Source organism: Sphingomonas sp. PEI4, from assembly GCF_056679955.1.
Genome location: NZ_CM155258.1, coordinates 1,908,366 through 1,930,324, shown reverse-complemented (window position 1 = coordinate 1,930,324; position 21,959 = coordinate 1,908,366). Strand labels below are relative to the sequence as shown.

Below are 21,959 nucleotides of genomic sequence, written 5' to 3'. Positions count from 1 at the left end.
GAAGGATATCGCTCCGTTACCGCAACCTTCCAATTGGGCGCCGGCCTCCGCCGGGGTGGTGCAATGTGGTTAGCCTGAGCGCCCAGCGTACCCACTTCTCCCTCTCCCCTCAGGGGAGAGGGAAGGGGCCCGCGGCCACTTGGCCGTGGGAAGGGTGAGGGCACGCGTCAGCCGATAAGCGTCACCGAGTCCCAGGCCCACTCCGAGGCCCAGGCTTCCCAGGCCCACCCGGACGACCCCGCCCAGCAGGCTTCGCCCCCTCGACCCGAGGCCCATTCCGAGGCGCCCCGAACTTGGACCCGGCCCCAGTCCGGACCCCACCCGTCTTCGGCGCCCCCGGCTTGGCGGCCGTCTTCTTGTCCTCGACAACCCCGCGCCCACGCCGTTCCCCACGACGCTCCTTACGCACCGACTTGGCATGCGCCTTGGCCCGCGACTTCACCTGCTCCCGCGTCGGCGCCGTCTTCTCGTCCAGCACCAGCGCATCGCCCAGCGACTGCTCGAAGCCCAACTGCTTCAGGCTCTCCTCGAAATGCGTCGGCAGTTCAGCCGTCACGTCGATCGACCCGCCATCCGGATGATCCACCTTGATCCGCCGCGCATGCAGATGCATTTTCCGCGAAATCCCGCCGGTCAGGAACGCAGCGGCCCCGCCGTACTTGCCGTCACCAACGATAGGATGCCCGATCGCCGCCATGTGCACGCGCAACTGGTGCGTGCGCCCGGTGAACGGCTGCAATTCGACCCACGCCGCACGGTTGCCGGCATGCTCGATCACCCGATATCGCGTCCGCGCCGGCGCGCCCTCGGCCTCGTCGACGTGCATCTTTTCGCCACCGGTGCCCGGCTGCTTCGCGATCGGCAGCTCGATCATGCCGTCCTCGATCGACGGGACGTCGACCACCAGCGCCCAATAGACTTTCCGCGCGGTCCGCCCCGAAAACGCCTTCGCAAAGAACGCCGCCGCGCGTGACGTGCGCGCCACCAGCAGCGCTCCGCTCGTATCCTTGTCGAGCCGGTGGACCAGCTTCGGCCGCCCCTCATTGTCGTACTGCAGCGCGTCAAGCAGCCCGTCGACATGCTGCGTCGTCTTGGTCCCGCCCTGCGTGGCGAGGCCCGGCGGCTTGTTCAGCACGAACGCCTGGAAATCCTTGTGGATGACCATGCCCTGCGCGAGCTCGGTTTCCTCGTCCGACAGGATCACGCGTTCGCGGACGCGCTTGGGCTTGTCCACGTCGGCGGCCGCCTTGTCGGCTTCGGCGGGCGGCACGCGCAGCATCTGGCCCGCCGCGATCCGGTCGCCCGGAGTCGCGCGCGCGCCGTCGACGCGGAGCTGCCCGGTGCGCGCCCACATCGCCACCGTCGTGTAGCTCGTATCGGGCAGATGCCGCTTGAACCACCGGTCCAGCCGGATGCCGTCATCGTCGAACCCGACGTTGAACTCTCGTACCCCAGCGTCACCGCTATCGCTTTTGCCCGCAGTCATGCGACGGCCCTTACTGCGGAGAGACCCGCGAACAACGCGGCGACCGAACCGATCACCGACACCAAAACATAGCCGAACGCGACGCTAAGTGCGCCCCGCTCGATCATCGTGACGACGTCCAGCGAGAACGCCGAGAACGTCGTGAATCCTCCCAACACGCCGACACCGAGCAGCAAGCGCCAGGTTTCGGGTGCGTTGGTCTTCGCCAGTACGCCGACCAGCACCCCCATCAGCAACCCACCGATCACATTCACGGCAAGCGTACCAAAGGGATAGTCGGGGCCGAGCAACGACAGCATCGCGCGGCCAGTCAGATAGCGCGCGCCGGACCCGACCGCACCACCGACCATGACATAGAGAAGGGGAAGCATTCTCGCGCCCTAGCGTGAATCGGGCAAAACGGAAAGGTGGGGTTGGCAAAGGGCGTGCGTCTTCTCCAGGTCGGTTCGAGATCACCGTGCAAGCCCTGTCCCAAATTGTTTCCCCGCGAAGGCGGGGACCCAGCCTGGGCTCCCGCCTTCGCGGGAGAACAAGGAGAGGGGGGTGGCGCCACCAACACGCCAGCTCCCCGGCGAAGGCCGGGGCCCAGTTGGAAAGGTGGCAATAACGAAGGACTGCGCTCAGTTAGCGAGGTTTCCCAACTGGACCCCGGCCTCCGCCGGGGTGGTGAATCTCAAACGAAGTCCGTCGGGAGGCGTTCAGTTGCGCCAACTCGCCTCACCGCCCGGCGTTGGAAACCAAATCCACATCGCTCCCGCCACCGGCCCGCGCCGTCACATACACCACATAAGCGTCGTTCCCCCGAACCCCGCCCAGCACATGCTGCTTGCCGTCCGTGCTATGCCCCGCGGAATACCCCGCCGTCCGCGCCTTCGTGAAATACCAGTCGAGCATCTTCTGCATCGGCGCAGCACTCGCGAAACTTACCACGCGCAGCCGACACCCGTCGCGATCCGCCCCCGCAGCCTCGGTCAGCCGCGCGCCCGGATACAGCGGCAGGTCCGCCGGCAACCGGTTCGCCCACCCCGCCGAATAGCCGATCTGCCGCGCACACGCCCCAGCATCCGGCGTCCCCTGTCGTTCCGCCAGCGCGCCCAGCGTCAGCGCGCCGTTCGCCGTCTTGCACTCGGGGCAATCCTTCGACGGCGCGGGCGCGCGCTGCAACGTCTTCGGATCGACCGGATCGGCCTTCAGCGGACCTTCCGGCGGCACCGCGCCGCCCTCCGGTCGCGTCGGTGGCCGCACCGCATCGGTGTTGGACGATTGCGCCAGCCTAGGATCCACCATGATCTGCCCCCCCAGCGCCGACGTCAGCGCCGGATCGCGCACCGTGCCATTGGTCAGCTCGGCATCGAGGCTGTTGAGATCCTGCTGGTCGGTCGAGGACCGGTTGCAGGCGGCCAGCGCGAGCAGCAAAAGGATCAGGGCGGGACGCAGTGTAAAAGCCATCATCCGCATCCTATGCGCGAATGACGGTGAAGAAAGCGTTTTCCGCGCATCCGCGATCCTCCCCCGCCAGGGGGAGGTGGCTGGCGCTTGCCAGACGGAGGGGGAGGGTACGGAAACATCTGCTCCGTGTCCGCCCCCTCCGTCACCTTCGGCGACACCTCCCCCTGGCGGGGGAGGATCGTACCGTGCCGAGTCTTGCCCGAACCCGTCCGACTCGCCATGTTCATCGCATGCTGAACATCGTCTCGATCCTCATCGGCCTCGTCACCCTGGTGCTCGGCCTCGTCGCCTTCATTCCGCTGCTCGGCTGGATGAACTGGTTCGTCATCCCGATCGGCATCGTCGGTGCAGCCGTCGGCGCGCTCTCGTCGAGCAACGGCGGCCGCAACCTCAACATCGTCCTGATCATCATCTTCGCGATCCGCCTCAGCCTCGGCGGTGGCATCTTCTGACGCGAGAAGGGCCCGGCGTTTCCACCGGGCCCTCCTGATTGCGAAACGCACCCGCTGATATCGGGGCGCCGTTATGCGGCGAGGTTATGCTCCAGCGTGATTTCCGCGTTAAGCACCTTCGACACCGGGCAATTCGCCTTCGCGTCCGCGGCGATCGCCTCGAACTCTTCCTTCGAGATGCCGTCGACCTTCGCGTTCAGCGTCAGCGCAGACTTGGTGATCTTGAAGCCGTCGCCATCCTTGTCGAGCGTCACCTTCGCCGACGTCTCCAGCGTCCCCGCCTCATAGCCCTTGCCGGCAAGCGCAAAGCTCAACGCCATCGTGAAGCACGACGCATGCGCGGCCGCGATCAGCTCCTCGGGGTTGGTGCCGGGCTCGTTCTCGAACCGCGTGTTGAAGCCGTAGGGGCTGTCGGACAGCACGCCCGACTGGGTCGAGACATGACCCTTGCCGTTCTTGCCAAGGCCTTCATACTTTGCCGAACCGCTGCGTGTGGTCATCGTTTTGATCCTTCTCGGACATGAAAAAAGGCGCCGCGGTTTCCCACGACGCCTTCCCACAACGCACGAGGTGCGTTTCGCGGCCCGCTTTTAGCGGCAACGACGGTTGTTGTTGCTCGTGCCCTTGTCGATCGCGCGACCGGCGAGACCGCCGAGGACCGCGCCACCCAGCGTGCCGACCGTGCGGTCGCCGCGGGTGTCGACCGTGCGACCGAGCAGTGCGCCACCGACGCCACCGATGATCGTGCCGGTCGTACCGTTGCTCTTCTTGCAATGGACGCGGCCGTCACGACCACGCCATTCGCGACGATCGCGGGCGTCTGCGGCGGAAACCGGGATCAGGACGGTCGGCAGGACCATCGCGCTGCAGCCGAGTGCGAGGATGAACTTACGCATGAATAAACTCCCGTAGTAATTAATCTGGTGACGTAACGAGAGGACTATACCGCGGGTTTCATGAACCGAAAACAACACCGCGTTCATGTTGGTTCAGGGTATTGTGACCCTGCTGCCATAGCCTGCACTATAACGCAGCGGGGCGCTTCCGCTTTACCGGTATAGGCGAGGCGGTTACGCCGCTCGGATGTTGCCCGTCCCGCTGCCCGTCGAGATACTCCCCGTCGCGGCGCCGTGGCTGGACCTGGCCGGGCTCGCGGTGTTCGCCGCGTCGGGTGCGCTGGCGGCGGCCAAGCGTGGCCAGACGTTCGTGACGCTCGTGTTCTTCGGGCTCATCACGGGCGTTGGCGGCGGCACGGTACGCGACCTGCTGATCGGCGCGCCGGTATTCTGGGTCCACGACGCACGGGCGGCGAGCGTGTGCCTCGGCATGGCGCTCCTGATCTGGGTGACGCCCGAGCGGTGGTGGAAGGACGAGGCGCTCGGCTGGTTCGATGCGGTCGGGCTCGCCGCCTACGCGGTGTACGGGGCGGCGAAGGCGCTCGGCTACGGTGTGCCGCCCGTGCCGGCGGCGTTGATGGGCGTGATGACCGCGTGCGTCGGCGGCATCATCCGCGACGTGCTGGCGGGCGAGCCGTCGATCCTTATGCGGCCGGAATTGTACGTGACGGCGGCGGCGCTGGCGGCGGCAAGTTATGTCGGGCTGGTGTTGCTGGGTGTGCCGCTGGCGTGGTCGGCAGTCATTGCGGCGAGCGCCGGCTTCACGCTGCGCGCGGCCGCCATCCGCTTTCATCTGGCGCTTCCGGCGTATGGTGGGCGCCGCTAGCGTCGGCCGCTTTTAGTATGTTTCCCCGCGAAGGCGGGGACCCAGTCTGGGCTCCCGCCTTCGCGGGAGAACAAGGAAGAGCGGGCCAGCGGTTGGACTTGAGCCGACGGTTATCGCTCGTCGGCTTGATCTCTACTGGTCGGCAGAAGCACTTTACATCTTCCCCACCACCCCGGCGAAGGCCGGGGCCCAATTGGGGGGACGTCGCCAACGGTGGACGGTACTTCGTTACTACAGCCTCACCAATTGGGCCCCGGCCTTCGCCGGGGTGGTGCATCCCTCAGGGATGATTTCACCGAGCAGTCAGACCTCCCCCAAAACGAAACCTACCCCCGCACAACGCCGACATCCGCGAACCGCCGCGGCTCGACCGGTGGCACCGCAGGCTCGTTCAGCTCGCACTGCCAATGCCCGACATCGATCCATTGCCCGTTCTTGTAGCCGACCTCCCGGTACACCCCCGCGCGCCGAAACCCGACCGCCTCATGCAGCTTGATCGACAAGTCGTTGGGCAACGCAATCGCCCCGATCGCCTGCGTGAACCCCTGAGCCCGCAGCGTATCGATCAGCGCCTCGTACAACAGCCGCCCCGCGCCCTGCCGCTGCGCCGCGTCCGCGACATACACCGTGGTCTCGCACGCGAACCGGTACGCCTCGCGCTTATGGAACGGCGCGGCATAGGCGTACGCCAGCACGCCACCCTCAGAGCCGATCGTCGCGACCAGCCATGGGTACAGCCCGTCCGACGCCGCCATCCGCGCACGCATCTGCCGCGCATCGGGCGCGTCGGTCTCGAACGACACCGTCCCGACCAACACGTGCGGCGCATAGATCGCCGCGATCGACGCGGCGTCCTCGGGAACTGCCGCCCGGATGACGATCCCGCCCCCGTTGCGAGGTGCGGCCTGAGACGCGGGGATCATCATCAGAACCCGATCCGTGCCAGCAACAGGTCGAGCAGCTTCGCATCGCCGATGCCAGTCGTCGTCGGCCCCATCCCGCCGCACTCCAGGCACCGTGCCTGGATCGAGCCCGACGTCGCCAGCCGCTTCATGTCGCCGACCGCCCGCGCAAGCATCTGGCGGCGGTCCGCCGCGACATGCGCGAACGCATCGCCGCCGCCGGCCCCGTCTGCAGCGTCGTCGTCGCCATCATTGCCGAGATCCTGCGCGATCGTCGCGAGGAAGCCCGGCTTCTTCTCCAGATACTCGGCATGCACCTTCGCCGGATCCAGCTTGGCGCGCTTGGCCGCCTCGTCGATCGCGTCCTGCAACGTGCCGAACCGGTCGACCAGCCCGATCTGGCGTGCGGTGCCGCCATCCCAGACACGTCCCTGGCCGATCTCGTCCACCCGCGCCGGCGTCATCTTCCGCGATGCGGCGACGCGCGACACGAACTGGCGATAGCCGTTCTCGATCCCCGCCTGCGCGATCGCGTCGAACATCGGCGTGGTGCCGCCGGTGATATCGGGCTGGCCCGACAGCGGCGTGGTCTTCACGCCGTCGCTGGTCACGCCGATCTTGGCGAGCGCGTTCTCGAAGGTCGGGATCACGCCGAAGATCCCGATCGAGCCGGTGATCGTGCCGGGCTCGGCAAAGATCACGTCGGCCGGCGTCGACACCCAGTATCCGCCGCTCGCCGCGAGCCCGCCCATCGACACGACGATCGGCAGCTTTTGCCGCTTGGCCTCCAGGATCGCGAGCCGGATCTGCTCCGACGCCATCACCGATCCGCCCGGCGAATCGACGCGCACCACGAGCGCCTTGAGCGTCTTCTTGGCGAGCCCGTCGAGCACCGCCTTCTCGATCGTCTTGCCCGCCGCCTTGCCGGGGCCGCTCTCGCCGTCGACGATCTCGCCGGCGATCGTCACCACGCCGATCGCGTCGCCCGCGGTGGAAAGGGGGTTTGCCTTCACCCACGCGTCGTACTTGATCGCGGTGTAATTGCCCGCCGGCTTGCTGGCGTCGCTGCCGGCGATCTCCGCCACGCGGCGCCCGAAACTGGTCCGGTCGCCGAGCTTGTCGACGATTCCCGCGCGCAAATTCGCCTCGGCGATGTTGCCGTTCGCGGCCAGGATCACCTTGTCGGGCGTGCTCATGAACTGCGCGATCTGCGCCTTGGGACGGGCCTTTGCCACGGCCTCGCGCCACTGCGAGAACAGGGTGCCGTACAGCGCTGTGCTCGCCGCCTTGGCATCCTCGCTCTGGTCCGCCCGCGTGTAGGGCTCGACGAACGACTTGTAGCGGCCGACGCGGTAGACGTGCGCGTTGACGCCGAGCTTGTCGATCAAGCCCTTGTAATAGAGCTGGTTTCCGCCCGGCCCCATGAAGATCGTGCCGCCCAGCGGGTTGACCCAGATCTCGCTCGCATTCGCCGCGAGGCGGTAGCCGCCATCGGTGTACGCGGTCGCATAGGCGAGGACAGGCTTGCCGCTCGCGCGGACCCGCGCCAACGCATCGCCGACTTCGCCGAGTGCTGCGGGATAGGCGCCACCGAAGCTGTCGAGATCGAGCACGATGACCTTCACGCGCGCATCGGTCCGCGCGGTGTCGATCGAGCGGACCACGTCGCGCAGGCGGAACTGGCGAGTCGTGCTCTGCCCCGACAGCGCGGCGAACGCGGCCTGCTCCTCGGGCTGCTCGACGATCGAGCCGTTCAGGTCGAGCACCAGCGCACCGTCCTTGATCGCCGTGGTGCTCTGCCGTGCATTGAGCGCCGCGAAGATCAGCCCGAAGAACAACAGCATCGCGATCAGGACGAGTGCATCCTTGATCGCCACGAGGAACTTCCACACGCCGCGCACCAGCCGCCATTTGCGGCGAGGCCGCGTTGGGTCGGTGTAGGACGGGGGAGGGGCGTAGGACGGCGCAGTGGTATCGGTCATGCGGTAAGAGCTAGAGCAACCATCGCCCCGCGTAAATGCCCTGTATTACGAGGCCAACACAGGTGCGCAGTCTCCGTCATGCCGGGCTTGTTCCGGCATCCACGGTCCCTCGCACCCGAGAGCCGTTGATGCGCGGCACGGTGGACCCCGGAACAAGTCCGGGGTGACGGAAGGGAAGGTTCGCCCCACTCTCGTTCTCCTGCGCACGCAGGAGCCCAGGGTCACAAGCGCGGCCCTCCGTCACCCCGGACTCCTGCGTCCGCAGGAGAACGAAGTGCAGTGGTTCAACGACACTCAGCCACGCTGCCCGAAACCCACGCCAGCCCGAAAAAAATCCCTTTCCGAACCTTTGACATGTCCACCACCCAGGCACATATGTCGGTCGTTGGCACTCGATACCCTCGAGTGCCAGAAATCTGTCACAATCCAAAAGGACATGGACCCCATGAACTTTCGTCCGTTGCATGATCGCGTGCTGGTGAAGCGCCTTGAAGCCGAAGAGAAGACGGCTGGCGGCATCATCATCCCCGACACCGCCAAGGAAAAGCCGCAGGAAGGCGAAGTCGTCGCCATCGGCACCGGGACCCGCGCCGAGAACGGCACGATCACCCCGCTCGACGTCAAGACCGGCGACAAGATCCTGTTCGGCAAATGGTCGGGCACCGAGGTCAAGGTCGACGGCGAAGACCTTCTGATCATGAAGGAATCCGACATCCTCGGGATCGTCGGCTGACTTCTGCCGGGTTACCTTGGTGTAACCTTATCGTGACTTTTCAACTTATACGAAAGGGCAGCTGACATGGCTTCCAAGGACGTAAAATTCGGCCGCGACGCGCGTGAGCGCATCCTCCGCGGCGTCGACATCCTCGCCGACGCAGTCAAGGTGACCTTGGGCCCCAAGGGCCGCAACGTCGTCATCGACAAGAGCTTCGGCGCACCGCGCATCACCAAGGACGGCGTCACCGTCGCCAAGGAGATCGAGCTCAAGGACAAGTTCGAGAACATGGGTGCGCAGATGCTGCGCGAAGTGGCCTCGAAGACCAACGACATCGCCGGCGACGGCACGACCACCGCAACGGTTCTTGCACAAGCAATCGTCCGCGAGGGCATGAAGTCGGTTGCAGCGGGCATGAACCCGATGGACCTGAAGCGCGGCATCGATCTCGCCGTCATCAAGGTCGTCGAGGACGTCAAGGCGCGTTCGAAGCCGGTTTCGGGTTCGAAGGAAGTGGCGCAGGTCGGCATCATCTCGGCAAACGGCGACCGTGAAGTCGGCGAGAAGATCGCCGAAGCCATGGAGAAGGTCGGCAAGGAAGGCGTGATCACCGTCGAGGAAGCGAAGGGTCTCGAATTCGAGCTCGACGTCGTCGAGGGCATGCAGTTCGATCGCGGCTATCTGTCGCCATACTTCATCACCAACCCCGAGAAGATGACCGTCGAGCTTCAGGATCCCTACATCCTGATCCACGAGAAGAAGCTGTCGAACCTGCAGGCGATGCTCCCGATCCTGGAAGCCGTCGTTCAGTCGGGTCGTCCGCTCCTGATCATCGCCGAGGACATCGAGGGTGAGGCTCTGGCCACGCTCGTCGTCAACAAGCTGCGCGGCGGCCTGAAGGTCGCAGCGGTCAAGGCGCCTGGCTTCGGCGATCGTCGCAAGGCGATGCTCGAGGACATCGCGATCCTGACCAAGGGCGAGATGATCTCGGAAGACCTCGGCATCAAGCTCGAGACCGTCACGCTCGGCATGCTCGGCACCGCCAAGCGCGTCACGATCGACAAGGACAACACCGTCATCGTCGACGGTGCCGGCGATCACGACACGATCAAGGGCCGTACCGAAGCGATCCGCCAGCAGATCGAGAACACGACCAGCGACTACGACAAGGAGAAGCTCCAGGAGCGTCTCGCCAAGCTTGCTGGCGGCGTTGCCGTGATCAAGGTCGGCGGTTCTTCGGAAGTCGAAGTCAAGGAGCGCAAGGACCGCGTCGACGACGCCCTGCACGCAACCCGTGCAGCCGTCGAAGAAGGCATCGTCCCCGGCGGCGGTACGGCTCTGCTGTACGCAACCAAGGCGCTTGACGGCCTCGAGGGTGCGAACGACGACCAGACGCGCGGTATCGATATCGTGCGCAAGTCGCTGACGGCTCTGGTTCGCCAGATCGCGCAGAACGCAGGTCATGACGGTGCGGTGGTTTCGGGCAAGCTGCTCGACGGCAACGACTCGAACATCGGCTTTAACGCCGCGACCGACACCTACGAGAACCTGGTGGAAGCCGGCGTGATCGATCCGACCAAGGTCGTCCGCACGGCGCTGCAGAACGCAGCATCGGTCGCAGGCCTCCTGATCACGACCGAAGCGGCCGTGAGCGAACTCGCCGACGACAAGCCCGCCATGCCCATGGGCGGCGGCGGCATGGGCGGCATGGGCGGCATGGACTTCTGATTTTCGACCGAGGCAGGGCAACCTGCCTCGGACAGAAAATCAGAACGGCCGGCGGGCTGGGCGGCGAAGCCCCCAGTCCCGTCCGACGAAAAGGGCCGGCTTCGCCGGTCCTCCGTTCCGAACAGACGACCAAAGCAAAGGGCCGGGGAGCAATCCCCGGCCCTTTGTTTGTCCGCCTAACCAGCGTATGTCCCCGACATGGCGAGCGACCCGCACTATCGGCTGCTGACAGCCGAGGAATTCTTCCAGATCGATTTCGGCGCCGACATGAAGGCTGAGCTCGACAACGGCGTCATCCGCATGATGGCCGGCGCCACACGCGAGCATTCGCGCGTGCAGGTCAACCTAGCGGCGTTCGTCCGTTCCGCTCTACGCGGCTCGGGCTGCACACCCTACGGCTCCGACATGGCAGTCCGCACGCAGGACCGGTCGGTGCGCTACCCCGATCTCACCATTGACTGTGGCGCGCCCGGCGACCGGCCCGGCGATCTGACCCTGTCCGATCCCCGCGTTATAATCGAGGTTCTGTCCCCCTCGACTCGACACTTCGACCTGACCGTAAAGAGAGACGAATACCGCGCGATCGCTTCTGTCGACACGCTGGCCTTCGTCGACGTCGATGCAGAGACGCTGTCGGTTCACCAGCGGATCGAGGGCGGCTGGATCGAGACAGTGTTCTCGACCTCGCTTGACCTCGTCATTCCTTCGCTTGGCCTGACCATTCCCCACGCCGAAATATTCGCCCGAGACTAAATCCACTACTTGGGCGCAGCCTCGTCCGCCGCAATCTGGTCCAGCGCCTGCCAAACCACTGGCGCGATGTGGCTGTCGCGATTGCCCGCAGTCCTGGGAAGTAGATCAGTACCGCGCTGCCCGGTGTTCCGGCGGCCAGAACCAGCCCTGCAAGCGGACCCCATCCGCCTTACTGCTTCGACCAGCCGTGGCGCACGTCCGGTCCATGTGGGTGTCGATGCGATCGGGCGGGTTGGTACAGCGAACGGCCAACCGGATTGACGCAACCGGCTAGCATCGTGGACAGTATCACCGCCGCAATCAGTGGAAATCGGCCCGCCGCGGACGTTGCCTTCCCTCCCCGCGCAGGCAGCGCCTCGCGTTCGCCGCAGCATTGATCATCGCACCCTCTCTTTTTGCGCGGATAGTAGAATCCGCTCGTCGAATGGGCATCAGAAGTACGCTCCAACTCAAGGGTTTGTAATTCAGTTTCCCTGACGCTCACGCGAAAGGTGCAACCGCCTCGCGTTCGCGCTACCGTCCTGCCATGACCGCAGGACGTATCGATCAGTTGACCGAAGCCCAGCGCGCCTGCCTGCGACTTGTGCTGACGCATCACAATTCGAAGGAGATCGCTGCGATCTTCGGGGTGTCGCCGTCCGCGATCGACAAGCGGATCGAGCGCGCCATCCAGGTCCTCGGCGTCGGCACGCGGTTCGAGGCAGCGCGGCGGCTGCAGGAGCACGAGCGTGGCGAAGGCGACGACATCGTCCTGACCCGCGTCGCGCCACCGTCCGAGCAGCCTTTGCCGGCATACGAACGGCTACCATCCGAACCAATCGACGTTCCCATCCCCCCATCCCACGGCGCAAGCAGCGGTCAGATCGAGCCGTGGGGGCTTGTTCGCCGCTTCTTCGGAATCTCCGGGGTCAGCGGATCGACGGGGGTAGCACGCAATCGGTTTTCGGTTGGTGACAGGATAGTCCGACTGTTCGCACTCATGGGACTGATCGCCGTCACGTCGATGGCGCTCGTGAACATGGCGATGACGATGACCAGCCTGTTGCGATCGAACCGAGACCGCAGCGCTCCCGTACACGGCACCGCAACGACGGCGCCAACGGGGAGAACGACGATGTTGAAACAACGACGCGACGCGACCGACAAGGTCACCATCGATTTCCTGAAGGCCGAGGCTGCCGTCGATCATGCGGCGATGCTCGCGGCATCGTGCGTATCGACGCTGTTGCAGCAGCGTGTCGCAGCCAACCTGCCGGTCGGCACCGGCGTCGCCGCGTTGCAGATGATATCGCAGGCATCGCTCGACATCATCAATGCGCGCCAACGCTTCGTCGAGGCACATCGCGCGCTGGTCGACATTCGCGCCGAGATCGGACTCGGGCAGTTCTACGGGTACGGCGACACTGCGGAATGTCCGCCGAACGAAGGCGCATTGCGAGCGGAGACTCCGGTTCGCCTGGCGGCAGTGGCCTGAACGGCCGGTTTCGGTCCTGCTTTGGAGGTAAGAGTTGGATCGGGTCTGGCTGTTCTACGCGATACAGGTGGCCGCATCCGGCTATGCGCTCCTGCGGGGCGGGGCACCGGAGCGACTGACAGGATTGGCGTTGCTGCTCGCGGCAATGTCCACCGGTTTCGTCCAGCGGACTATCCCCGTCCTGTTCGCAGGCGTGGAGAGCGGGGTGATGATCGTCGACCTTATCCTGCTGGCGATACTGATCGCGATCACACTCAAGGCCGATCGGTTCTGGCCAGCCTGGGCCACCGCGCTCCATGCGTTAGGGACGGGGGCACATCTGGCCAGGGCGATCAGCCCTGACGTGATCCGGATCGTCTATGCGCTTCTCTCTGCTGCCTGGAGTTACCCCATCGTCCTGCTTCTCGTGATCGGGACAGTCAGGCACTCGCGCAGGATCCGGGCCCATGGCTGGGATCTCGACTGGAGTCGCCAGGACCCGACCCTCCGCTGAAGCATATTCGGAAGACGTATATGACTTACGCAATTGCCATGATGCCTGTTGCCGCTCAGCGTGCAGCTTCGCTCGGCGTGTCGCCGCTGGTGTTGGTCGACATGGCCAAACGGCTGTACGAGCTTCGCAAGGTGCGCGACACGTTGCTTGGTGAGGCGCTGTTCTCGGAGCCGGCGTGGGACATCCTGCTCGACCTGTTCATTTCCGATCACGAGCGGCGTCAGCTCAGCGTGTCCGCGGTCTGCATCGGTGCGCGTGCGCCATCGGCCACCGCACTACGCTATCTGACGATGCTCCAGGAGGCCGACCTGGTCGAGCGCACGCGAGACGAACGCGACGGCCGCCGCTCGCACGTCCAGCTTACCGCGCTGGGAAGACGACGCATGGCGAGCCTTCTTGGGCGTCTGATCGAAGAATAGGCTTGGAGCGGGTAACGGGAATCGAACCCGTGTATTCAGCTTGGAAGGCTGCTGTACTACCATTGTACTATACCCGCGAAAGCCGGCTTTGACGCAAGCTTCGCGCCTCAGCTGTCGAAGCATGAGTGCGGAGACGGCGATAGCGCGCAGCAATCGTCCGTGCAAGTCGGGAGGATAGCCGTTTGGACCGCGCCATCCCCCCGGGGCTGCTACCGCGCAGCCGGCATGGGCTGGCGTGGCGCCACGATCTTCACCAGCGTCTTGACGTCCTGCCGCGTGGGCAGGGTCCCCGATGACGTCAGCGTCCCCGCCGCGTCGTTCCAACGGAGTACTGCGCTAGATCCGCCACCCTTCTTGTAGGCGTTGGTCGTGCCGTCGTCGTCGTACAGCGTGAAGCTTGCGTCGCGGCCAGGATAGACCTTGATCGTCTCGAGCGCCTGCTTCGTCGCGGTGCTGGGCACCTGGACGCCCATCGGTACGATCGATCCGGCGCGGACGAACAGCGGGATACGATCGATCGGTGCCGCGGCGACGATCGTCTGGCCGCCGGAATAGCGCTGTTCCGTCCAATAATCATACCATTCAGATCCAGCCGGGAGGTACACCTTGCGGCTGGTGACGCCCTGTTCCGTCACCGGCGCGACCAGGAACGCCGGACCGAACATGTATTCGTCGCCGATGGTCGCAACCGCAGGGTCGTTCGGAAAGTCCATGAACAGCGCGCGCATGAACGGCGCACCCGTCTTGTAGGTCTGGTACCCGAGCGAATAGAGATACGGGATCAAGGCGTAGCGCAGCTTCAGGAAGCCGGCGAGCACCGGTTCCGCCGCCGCGCCATAATCCCACAGCGCCGTCGCTGGCCGCTGACCGTGAATCCGCAACGTCGGCGTAAAGCTGTTATACGCGAACCACCGCGTGAAGAGCTCTGGGTAATCGGTGTAGCTTGGCGACATCGCGGTCGCGCCCGCCGGATCGAGCAGAGGCCCATGTTCCGCCTTCGGGCCGTTCGGATACTGCCAGCCACCCGTGTCGCTGCTCCAATACGCCATGCCGCTCGCGGTGAAGCCGAGCCCGGCCGGAACCTGCCGGTGCAGCGTCTCCCAGTTCGCCTGCACGTCCGACGACCAGAACAGCGCGCCGTTACGCTGCGTGCCGAGATACGCAGCACGCGCGAGGATCAGGTTGCGGAAGTCGGGGCGGTCGCGTGCGGAGCCTTCCGCGACCCCGGTGGTGTGCACCAGTGGATAGAGATTGTGATACCGATCGCCCGATCCGATCGAGAAGAAGTTGCCGTCGGGCACGAGATCCGGCTCGGTCTCGTCGAGCCAGAACCAGTCGAAGCCCTGTGACGCGATGTTGTCGCGAATCCGGTCCCAGAACCAGGCGCGGGCGTCAGGATTGGTCGAATCGAGCAGCGCGCCGGCACGGTCAGAACGGATCGGGAGGCCGTCTACCACACCGCCGTCCTTGTCCTTCAACAGCCACCCCTTGGTGCCGAGGAAGTTGAAATAGCGCGATTCCTTTTCGAACCGCGGCCACACGCTGATGATCGACCGCATGCCCATGCCCTTGAGCGTGTCGTTCATGCCCTTGGGATCGGGGAAATAGGTCCGGTCGATGTCGAGTTGCCCCATCCGCGACCAGTAGAACCAGTCGAGCACCATCACGTCGAGCGGCAGGCCGCGCTTGCGATAGCCGTTGGCGACGTCGAGCAGTTCGGTCTGCGTCTCATAGCGCGCCTTGGACTGGATCAGCCCGAACGCGGCCTTGGGCGGCAACGGGGTCGCGCCGGTCAGCTTGGCATAGCCCGCATAGAGTTCGTCGGTGGTGTCGCCGGTGATGACGAAGAACGACACGCGCTCGCCGACGTTCGACTGCCAATGCGTCGAATTCGACAGACCGGGTGAGACGGTGGTCGCCGACGCATTGTCCCAGACGATGCCGTACCCTTTGTTGGTGACCATGAACGGCACGCACACCGTCTCGCCCGCCGGCGCATCGTAATTGTGGCGGCAGTCGATCGTCCGTCCCTTGAGGTCGAGCACGCCCTCCTGGTTCTGGCCGAGCCCGTAATAATGCTCGTTCGGCTGCACCGCGAAGCTGGCGCCGACGCGGAACGTCTTCTCGCCGTTCACGGTCTGCGGCGACATCTCCCAGCCGATCATCTCGGCGATCGCGCGCCCGTCGGGCTTGCGCACGGCGATCGAGACGGGCGGTAGAGACGGCGCGAAATAGCGCTGCATCTGCGTCGGCGCCTTGGGCCAGGGCTGCGCATTGACCGTCAGCGACACCATAGCCGAAGCGAACACGTCGCCGGTGGCATCGGTGCGGTGCGTCCAGCCGCTCGCGTCGGGCTTGGCATTGGGGCCTTCTCCTGGCGGCGCGTCGGCGAGCGCGCGGTCGAGCGAGATCGTCACGCGGACGATGTTCGGCGCATAGGGCTCGATCGCGACTAGGCTGCCGTTGCGGTCGAGCGTCGCGAGCGGGTCAGCCATCGCCTGCATCGTGAGTGCCGACGTCAGGCAGGTGCCGATCAGCAGGAGGCGCGCGGCAGAAGGGAAGGTCGGCATAGGGTCGGGGTTTCCGTCAGCTAAGGTCACGCAGGCGCGCTATGGTCACGTGCGAGCATGCTCGGTTTGCAGTAGGAATGCCAGAGATCACGTGGTCGTATAAATAGCCGAGCCATGCCAGTCCGGCAGGGAACGGTGTGGCCACCGGGATGCGGCGATGTAGCGCGGGGGTAGGCGAGCAGTTGCCGATCAGGCATGGCGTCAGCGTCTAACGAGGTGAGCGAACAGATGGACGACCGAGCGACGATGCCGCGGATCGCGGGGCCCGAGGATCATGTGGTCGTCGTCGGGGGCGGGTTTTCCGGCGCCCTGTTCGCAGTTAATCTTATGCGGCACGAAGGGCCGCGCGTGACGCTGATCGAACGCCGTCACCGGCAGCTTGCGCGCGGTGTCGCGTATAGTGCGGCGCATCCCGACCACCTGCTCAACGTTCGCGCGGGGAACATGAGCGCGTTGCCGGACGATCCCGATCATTTCGTCCGCTGGCTCGAAGTCCACGACAAAGGCGACCGCAAGACGTTCGTCCCGCGCACGACCTATGGCGCGTATCTGCGCGAACTGCTCGATGCGGCGATCGCGGAATCGGACGGGCGGCTTGTGCACGTCGAAGGCGAGGTCTGCGCGATCGATCCGGTGACCGGCGACGGCGTGACGCTGACGATGGCGGACGGGCGGAAGATCGCCGCCGATACCGCGGTGCTCGCGCTCGGCAATCTGCCGCCGCACACGCCGCCGGGGTTGAAGCCGGACGCGCTGCCAGCGGGGGTGTATTACGCCGACCCTTGGGCGGCCGACCTCGCCGAAGGGTTGGGCGCGGACGACACCGTCGTGCTGGTCGGGACCGGGCTGACCGCAATCGATGCGGCGCTGCTGCTCGATGCGCAGGGGTTTGCGGGGCGTATCCTCGCCACGTCGCGCCGCGGGTTGACGCCGCGGCGGCACGTTGACGGCGCGCCTGCGCACCGTGGTGTCTCGGACAAGCCGCAGGGCGGGCTGACCGATCTCGTCCGGCATGTGCGAGCAAGGGCTGCGGAGGAAGGCTGGCGCTGCGCGGTCGACGAACTACGCCCGGTGACGCAGATGCTGTGGTCGGCCGCGTCGCAAGAGCTGCGTGGCCGGTTCCTCCGTCATCTGCGGCCCTATTGGGACGTCCACCGCCACCGCCTCGCGCCTGCCGTCGCCGACCGCGTCGAGGCACTCGTCGCGACCGGGCGGCTGACCTTCGCGGCGGGCAAGATCGTTTCTGCGGAAGCCGACGGACCGCAGGCAAAGCTGACGTGGCGACCACGCGGCGAAGCCGATCCGGTCGTCACGCGCGCGGCGCGGATCGTGAACTGCACCGGGCCGCAGGGTGATCTGTTGCGTTCGGAGGAACCGCTCGTGAAGCACCTGCTCGCGGCCGGCGCGATCAGGCCCGATCCGTTGCGGCTCGGCGTCGATGTCGATGCCCAGTCGCGCGCGATCCGGCGCGACGGGACGCCCGACGACCGCATCCACTGCATCGGCCCGATGACCCGCGGCGGCCTGTGGGAAGTCGTCGCGGTGCCCGATATCCGCGTCCAGAGCTGGGATCTCGCGCGACGCCTGTCCAACGCGCAATGGGTCGGCGGAGAAGGGCTGTGACCGCGGTCCGGCGCTTTTTCGCGGGCGATGCGGCGGGTGCCATCGTGCTGCTCGCCGCGACGATCGCGGCGCTGCTCGTCGCCAATTCACCACTCGCGCCGACCTATTTCGCGACGTTGCACCACACAGTTGGAGGGATGAGCGTCCATCACTGGATCGACGACGGCGCGATGGCGCTGTTCTTCCTGCTGATCGGGCTGGAGGTGAAGAGCGAGTTCGTCTCGGGGCATCTCTCTACCTGGGGGGAGCGCATCATGCCCGGTGCGGCGGCGCTCGCGGGCATGGTGGTGCCGGCGTGCCTCTATCTGCTCGTAAACATGGGTACGCCCGCCAATCTGCGCGGCTGGGCGATCCCGGCGGCGACCGACATCGCGTTTGCGCTGGGCATCCTAGCCTTGCTCGGGTCGCGCGTGCCGACCTCGTTGAAAGTGCTGTTGACAGCGATCGCGGTGATCGATGACCTGCTCGCGATTCTCGTCATCGCGCTCTTCTACACCGGCCATATCGCGCTGCTGCCGTTGCTCGCGGCGGGCGCTGGGCTCGGGGTGCTCGTCATCCTCAACCTGTCCGGGGTGCGGTCGCTGGTGCCGTATCTGCTGATCGGCGTCGGAATTTGGTACGGTGTATTGCTGTCGGGCGTCCATGCTACGCTCGCCGGCGTGGCGGTCGCGTTCACGATCCCCCTGCGGACGGGGGACGGCCGACCGCCGCTGAAACGTCTCGAAAACGCACTCCAACCCTGGTCGAGTTTCCTGATCGTGCCGGCGTTCGGGTTCGCCAACGCGGGCATCGCGTTCGGCGAGATGGTGGCGGACGACGTGATCTCGCCACTGCCGGTCGGGATCATGCTCGGGCTGTTCCTCGGCAAGCAGATCGGCATCTTCGCGACGATCCGTGGGCTCGTGACCTTCCGGCTAGCCGAAGCGCCCAGGAACGCGAACTGGGCACAGGTGTACGGCATGGCGGTGCTGTGCGGGATCGGCTTCACGATGAGCCTGTTCATCGGCGGGCTCGCATTTGCCGACGCACCGCACGCGATGGATTCGGTGAAGATCGGCGTGTTCGCGGGCTCTATCCTGTCGGGCGTCGCAGGCTGGATGCTGCTCCGCCGCGCCGCATAGTAAGTCGGTAATGCTGACCGGCACTGGGCAGGCACCACCCCGGCGAAGGCCGGGGCCCAGTTGGGCAACGATGCTATCGGCGGGTGCGCTTTGTCACAGCGACCTTTCCACCTGGGCCCCGGCCTCCGCCGGGGTGGTGCATCCGGGCCACTACGGCAGCCGTCGATAATTCGACAATACTACGCGAAACATATGCTCCGCCCCGGCAATCGATCTCGAATTGCTACGTCGCTGGAGCCTAATTGCCAGTCCTCGCGAACCGCCATCCTTTCGGCGGCACGCGCATGGGGACCACAATGCACATTCTTCGTTTCGTCGCCGCCACCGGACTTCTCGCCGGTCTCGCCACGCCCGCGTTCGCACAGGACACCGCGCCGCCTTCTCCCGTGACCGTAACCGGCTCGGTGACGCTCGCGACCGATTACCGCCTGCGCGGCGTGTCGCAGTCGGACAAGGACGGCGCGATCCAGGGCGGGCTGACGATCGCGCACGAGAGCGGCGTGTATGTCGGCGCATGGGGCTCGAACCTGTCCGGCTGGGGCACGTTCGGCGGCTCGAACATGGAGCTCGACCTGATCGGCGGCTACAAGCACAAGCTTGCCGACAACGCGACGATCGACGTCGGCCTGACCTGGTACATGTATCCGGGCGGCGCCTCGAAGACCGATTACGCCGAGCCCTATGTGAAGCTCAGCGGCACGACCGGCCCCGCGACGCTGACCGCCAGCGCCTTCTATGCGCCCAAGCAGCAGGCACTCGGCAAATGGTATCGCACCGGCGCCGATGCGGCTGCGGGTGTCTATACCGATGCGGGCGACAAGAAGGACAACCTCTACCTCACCGGCGACGGCGCGTTCGCGATCGCAGGTACGCCGATCACCGCCAAGGCGCATATCGGCCATAGCTGGGGCAATGACGGCCTCGGCCCCAACGCGACCAGCGCCGCGCCGACCGGAGACTATTGGGATTGGTCGCTCGGTGCGGACACTACGTATAAAAATCTGACGCTGAACGTGAGCTATGTCGACACCGACATCACCCGCCGCAGCGCCGCCTATCTCCAGCCTAGCTTCAGCCACGGCCAGGACGGAACCGGATCGATCGCCGACGGCACGATCGTCGCCTCGCTCACCGCCGCCTTCTGAAGGATCGACCGATGCAGGATCTACTCTGGATAGCGTTCATGGTCGGACTGGTGGCGGCGACGCTCGCCTATGTCCGCCTGTGCGACAACGCCTGAGCCAATGAGGACAATATCATGACCCTCGACCTCTGGCTCGCCGCGATCGTCGCGCTCGGGCTGCTGTTTTATCTCGTGGCGGTGCTCATCCGTCCCGAACGCTTTTAGGAGCGCGTCATCATGACATTCGAAGGATGGATCCTCATCCTGGGCTTCGTCGGCATATTGCTGGCGTTGACCAAACCGGTCGGCCTGTGGCTGTTCGCCTTGTACGAAGGCCGCCGCACCCCGATCCACGCAATCCTCGGCCCCGTCGAGACCGGCTTCTACAAGCTCAGCGGCATCGATCCGAAGGCGGAGCAGGGCTGGCGCCGCTACGCCCTCCACATGATCGTGTTCAACGCGGTGCTGATGCTGCTGACCTACGCGGTGCTGCGTCTGCAGGGCGTGCTGCCCGGCAATCCGCAGGGTCTCGCAGGGCTCAGCCCGCATCTCGCGTTCAACACGGCGATCAGCTTCACGGCGAACACCAACTGGCAGAGCTATGCCGGTGAATCGACCATGTCGAACTTCAGCCAGATGTTCGGCCTGACGATCCACAACTTCCTGTCGGCGGCGACCGGCATCGCGCTCGCCTTCGCGCTGTTCCGCGGGTTCGCGCGGCGATCGAGTGCGACGATCGGCAATTTCTGGGCCGACGTGACGCGCGTGACGCTGTACGTGCTGCTGCCGATCTGCGTCGTCGTGACGCTCTTCTACATCGCCAGCGGCGTGCCGCAGACGATGGCCGGCACGGTCGACATCACCACGCTCGAAGGGCTCAAGCAGACGCTCGCGCTCGGCCCCGTGGCGAGCCAGGAAGCGATCAAGATGCTCGGCACCAATGGTGGCGGCTTCTTCAACGCGAACTCGGCGCATCCGTTCGAAAACCCGACCGCGCTGGTCAACCTCGTGCAGATGCTGTCGATCTTCGTCATCGGCTTTGGCCTGACCTGGACGTTCGGCAAGGCCGTCGGCAACACCAAGCAGGGCTGGGCGATCCTCTCGGCGATGCTCGTGCTGTTCCTCGCCGGCGTCACCATCACCTATTGGCAGGAAGCCGCGGGCAACCCGATCCTGCACAACATCGGCGTCGCGGGCGGCAACATGGAAGGCAAGGAGGTCCGCTTCGGGATCGCCGCGTCTGCCCTGTTCTCGGTCGTCACCACCGCCGCATCGTGTGGTGCGGTCAACGGCATGCACGACAGCTTCACCGCGCTCGGCGGCATGATCCCGCTGCTCAACATGCAGCTCGGCGAAGTCGTCATCGGCGGTGTCGGCGCAGGCATCTACGGCTTCCTGCTGTTCGCCATCCTCGCGGTGTTCGTCGCGGGCCTGATGGTCGGCCGCACGCCCGAATATGTCGGCAAGAAGATCGAGAGTCGCGAAGTGAAACTGGCGGTGCTGGCGATCGCCATCCTGCCGCTCGTCATCCTCGGCTTCACCGCGCTCAGCGCCGTGCTGCCGGACGGGCTTGCGGGGCCGCTCAACAAGGGGCCGCACGGGTTCACCGAGATCCTCTACGCGTTCACCAGCGCAGTCGGTAACAACGGGTCGGCGTTCGCCGGGCTCACCGCCAACACGCCGTATTACAACGGCCTGCTGGGGGTCGCGATGTGGCTCGGGCGCTTCTTCATCATCGTACCGATGCTCGCCATCGCCGGTGGTCTCGCCGCCAAGAAGTACACGCCGGAGAGCGCAGGCTCGTTCCCGACGACGGGTGGCCTGTGGGTCGGCCTGCTGGTCGGGATCATCCTGATCATCGGTGGCCTGACCTTCCTGCCGAGCCTCGCGCTCGGTCCCATCGCCGATCATCTCGCGATGATCAGCGGCAAAACCTTCTGACGGGAC

The 21,959-nt window shown here is 65.6% G+C and carries 21 protein-coding genes and 1 tRNA gene; 13 read left to right on the top strand and 9 right to left on the bottom strand.

The genetic code is table 11. The features are described from left to right. Nucleotides 1-181: 181 nt before the first annotated feature. The 3 genes from AC1MLZ_RS08800 to AC1MLZ_RS08790 form a co-directional block, all read right to left on the bottom strand. Nucleotides 182-1,486, bottom strand: coding sequence for an RluA family pseudouridine synthase (locus AC1MLZ_RS08800; RefSeq protein ID WP_480961306.1), 1,305 nt, complete (start codon nt 1,484-1,486; stop codon nt 182-184). Next, nucleotides 1,483-1,857 carry a fluoride efflux transporter CrcB gene (crcB, locus tag AC1MLZ_RS08795; protein ID WP_480961305.1) on the bottom strand — a complete coding sequence of 125 codons (375 nt, stop codon included), beginning with the start codon at nt 1,855-1,857 and terminating at the stop codon, nt 1,483-1,485. The genes AC1MLZ_RS08800 and crcB overlap by 4 nt, the downstream gene beginning before the upstream one ends. Nucleotides 1,858-2,203: 346 nt before the next feature. Continuing rightward, nucleotides 2,204-2,935: a hypothetical protein gene (locus tag AC1MLZ_RS08790; protein ID WP_480961304.1), complete on the bottom strand. Its 732-nt coding sequence runs from the start codon at nt 2,933-2,935 to the stop codon at nt 2,204-2,206. A 230-nt stretch (nt 2,936-3,165) separates the two neighbouring features. Here AC1MLZ_RS08790 and AC1MLZ_RS08785 point away from each other — a divergent pair, with 230 nt between their 5' ends. After that, on the top strand, nt 3,166-3,387 hold the full coding sequence (locus tag AC1MLZ_RS08785; RefSeq protein WP_480961303.1) for a hypothetical protein: 222 nt from the start codon (nt 3,166-3,168) through the stop codon (nt 3,385-3,387). 71 nt (nt 3,388-3,458) lie between these two features. On the opposite strand, the gene AC1MLZ_RS08780 is transcribed toward AC1MLZ_RS08785, so the two are convergent. After that, the gene (locus AC1MLZ_RS08780) at nt 3,459-3,887 is read right to left on the bottom strand and encodes an OsmC family protein (protein ID WP_480961302.1); all 429 of its coding nucleotides are present in this window, start codon (nt 3,885-3,887) and stop codon (nt 3,459-3,461) included. 90 nt (nt 3,888-3,977) lie between these two features. Further along, a complete protein-coding gene (locus AC1MLZ_RS08775; protein WP_480961301.1) occupies nt 3,978-4,283 on the bottom strand; it encodes a glycine zipper 2TM domain-containing protein in 306 nt (101 codons plus the stop codon). A 187-nt stretch (nt 4,284-4,470) separates the two neighbouring features. On the opposite strand from AC1MLZ_RS08775, the gene AC1MLZ_RS08770 reads away from it, so the two are divergent. Further along, complete coding sequence (locus tag AC1MLZ_RS08770) at nt 4,471-5,109, top strand: trimeric intracellular cation channel family protein (protein ID WP_480961300.1); 639 nt, start codon at nt 4,471-4,473, stop codon at nt 5,107-5,109. A 326-nt stretch (nt 5,110-5,435) separates the two neighbouring features. On the opposite strand, the gene AC1MLZ_RS08765 is transcribed toward AC1MLZ_RS08770, so the two are convergent. After that, on the bottom strand, nt 5,436-6,032 hold the full coding sequence (locus tag AC1MLZ_RS08765) for an N-acetyltransferase family protein (RefSeq protein WP_480961510.1): 597 nt from the start codon (nt 6,030-6,032) through the stop codon (nt 5,436-5,438). Nucleotides 6,033-6,034: 2 nt separating this feature from the next. Beyond that, nucleotides 6,035-7,993, bottom strand: a complete 1,959-nt coding sequence (sppA, locus tag AC1MLZ_RS08760; protein ID WP_480961299.1) for a signal peptide peptidase SppA — start codon at nt 7,991-7,993, stop codon at nt 6,035-6,037. A 445-nt stretch (nt 7,994-8,438) separates the two neighbouring features. Here sppA and groES point away from each other — a divergent pair, with 445 nt between their 5' ends. The 6 genes from groES (at nt 8,439) to AC1MLZ_RS08730 (ending at nt 13,575) form a co-directional block, all read left to right on the top strand. Further along, entirely contained in the window at nt 8,439-8,726 is a 288-nt protein-coding gene (groES, locus tag AC1MLZ_RS08755; protein WP_056052039.1) for a co-chaperone GroES, read from the top strand. A 66-nt stretch (nt 8,727-8,792) separates the two neighbouring features. Further along, nucleotides 8,793-10,436, top strand: a complete 1,644-nt coding sequence (gene groL / locus AC1MLZ_RS08750) for a chaperonin GroEL (protein WP_121904408.1) — start codon at nt 8,793-8,795, stop codon at nt 10,434-10,436. Between the two features lie 198 nt (nt 10,437-10,634). Further along, nucleotides 10,635-11,189: a Uma2 family endonuclease gene (locus AC1MLZ_RS08745; protein WP_480961298.1), complete on the top strand. Its 555-nt coding sequence runs from the start codon at nt 10,635-10,637 to the stop codon at nt 11,187-11,189. A 526-nt stretch (nt 11,190-11,715) separates the two neighbouring features. Continuing rightward, nucleotides 11,716-12,663, top strand: a complete 948-nt coding sequence (locus tag AC1MLZ_RS08740; RefSeq protein ID WP_480961297.1) for a sigma factor-like helix-turn-helix DNA-binding protein — start codon at nt 11,716-11,718, stop codon at nt 12,661-12,663. Between the two features lie 34 nt (nt 12,664-12,697). Next, nucleotides 12,698-13,156, top strand: a complete 459-nt coding sequence (locus AC1MLZ_RS08735) for a hypothetical protein (RefSeq protein ID WP_480961296.1) — start codon at nt 12,698-12,700, stop codon at nt 13,154-13,156. Between the two features lie 20 nt (nt 13,157-13,176). Next, a complete protein-coding gene (locus AC1MLZ_RS08730) occupies nt 13,177-13,575 on the top strand; it encodes a winged helix DNA-binding protein (RefSeq protein ID WP_480961295.1) in 399 nt (132 codons plus the stop codon). A 3-nt stretch (nt 13,576-13,578) separates the two neighbouring features. Here the strand turns inward: AC1MLZ_RS08730 and AC1MLZ_RS08725 are convergent. Next, nucleotides 13,579-13,652 (bottom strand) — tRNA-Gly (locus AC1MLZ_RS08725). A gap of 132 nt (nt 13,653-13,784) precedes the next feature. Continuing rightward, nucleotides 13,785-16,079: a glycoside hydrolase family 31 protein gene (locus AC1MLZ_RS08720; RefSeq protein ID WP_480961509.1), complete on the bottom strand. Its 2,295-nt coding sequence runs from the start codon at nt 16,077-16,079 to the stop codon at nt 13,785-13,787. Nucleotides 16,080-16,373: 294 nt separating this feature from the next. Here AC1MLZ_RS08720 and AC1MLZ_RS08715 point away from each other — a divergent pair, with 294 nt between their 5' ends. From AC1MLZ_RS08715 to kdpA, 5 genes are all read left to right on the top strand, one after another. Beyond that, a complete protein-coding gene (locus AC1MLZ_RS08715; protein ID WP_480961508.1) occupies nt 16,374-17,768 on the top strand; it encodes an FAD/NAD(P)-binding protein in 1,395 nt (464 codons plus the stop codon). After that, nucleotides 17,765-18,889: a Na+/H+ antiporter NhaA gene (gene nhaA, locus AC1MLZ_RS08710; protein ID WP_480961294.1), complete on the top strand. Its 1,125-nt coding sequence runs from the start codon at nt 17,765-17,767 to the stop codon at nt 18,887-18,889. Before AC1MLZ_RS08715 ends, nhaA begins: the two co-directional genes overlap by 4 nt. A gap of 296 nt (nt 18,890-19,185) precedes the next feature. Continuing rightward, nucleotides 19,186-20,034 carry a TorF family putative porin gene (locus AC1MLZ_RS08705; RefSeq protein ID WP_480961293.1) on the top strand — a complete coding sequence of 283 codons (849 nt, stop codon included), beginning with the start codon at nt 19,186-19,188 and terminating at the stop codon, nt 20,032-20,034. Between the two features lie 113 nt (nt 20,035-20,147). Next, nucleotides 20,148-20,237 (top strand): K(+)-transporting ATPase subunit F, encoded by a 90-nt coding sequence (gene kdpF, locus AC1MLZ_RS08700; protein WP_055875324.1) that lies wholly within the window; start codon nt 20,148-20,150, stop codon nt 20,235-20,237. 12 nt (nt 20,238-20,249) lie between these two features. Next, the gene (gene kdpA / locus AC1MLZ_RS08695; protein ID WP_480961292.1) at nt 20,250-21,953 is read left to right on the top strand and encodes a potassium-transporting ATPase subunit KdpA; all 1,704 of its coding nucleotides are present in this window, start codon (nt 20,250-20,252) and stop codon (nt 21,951-21,953) included. Nucleotides 21,954-21,959 lie beyond the last annotated feature (6 nt).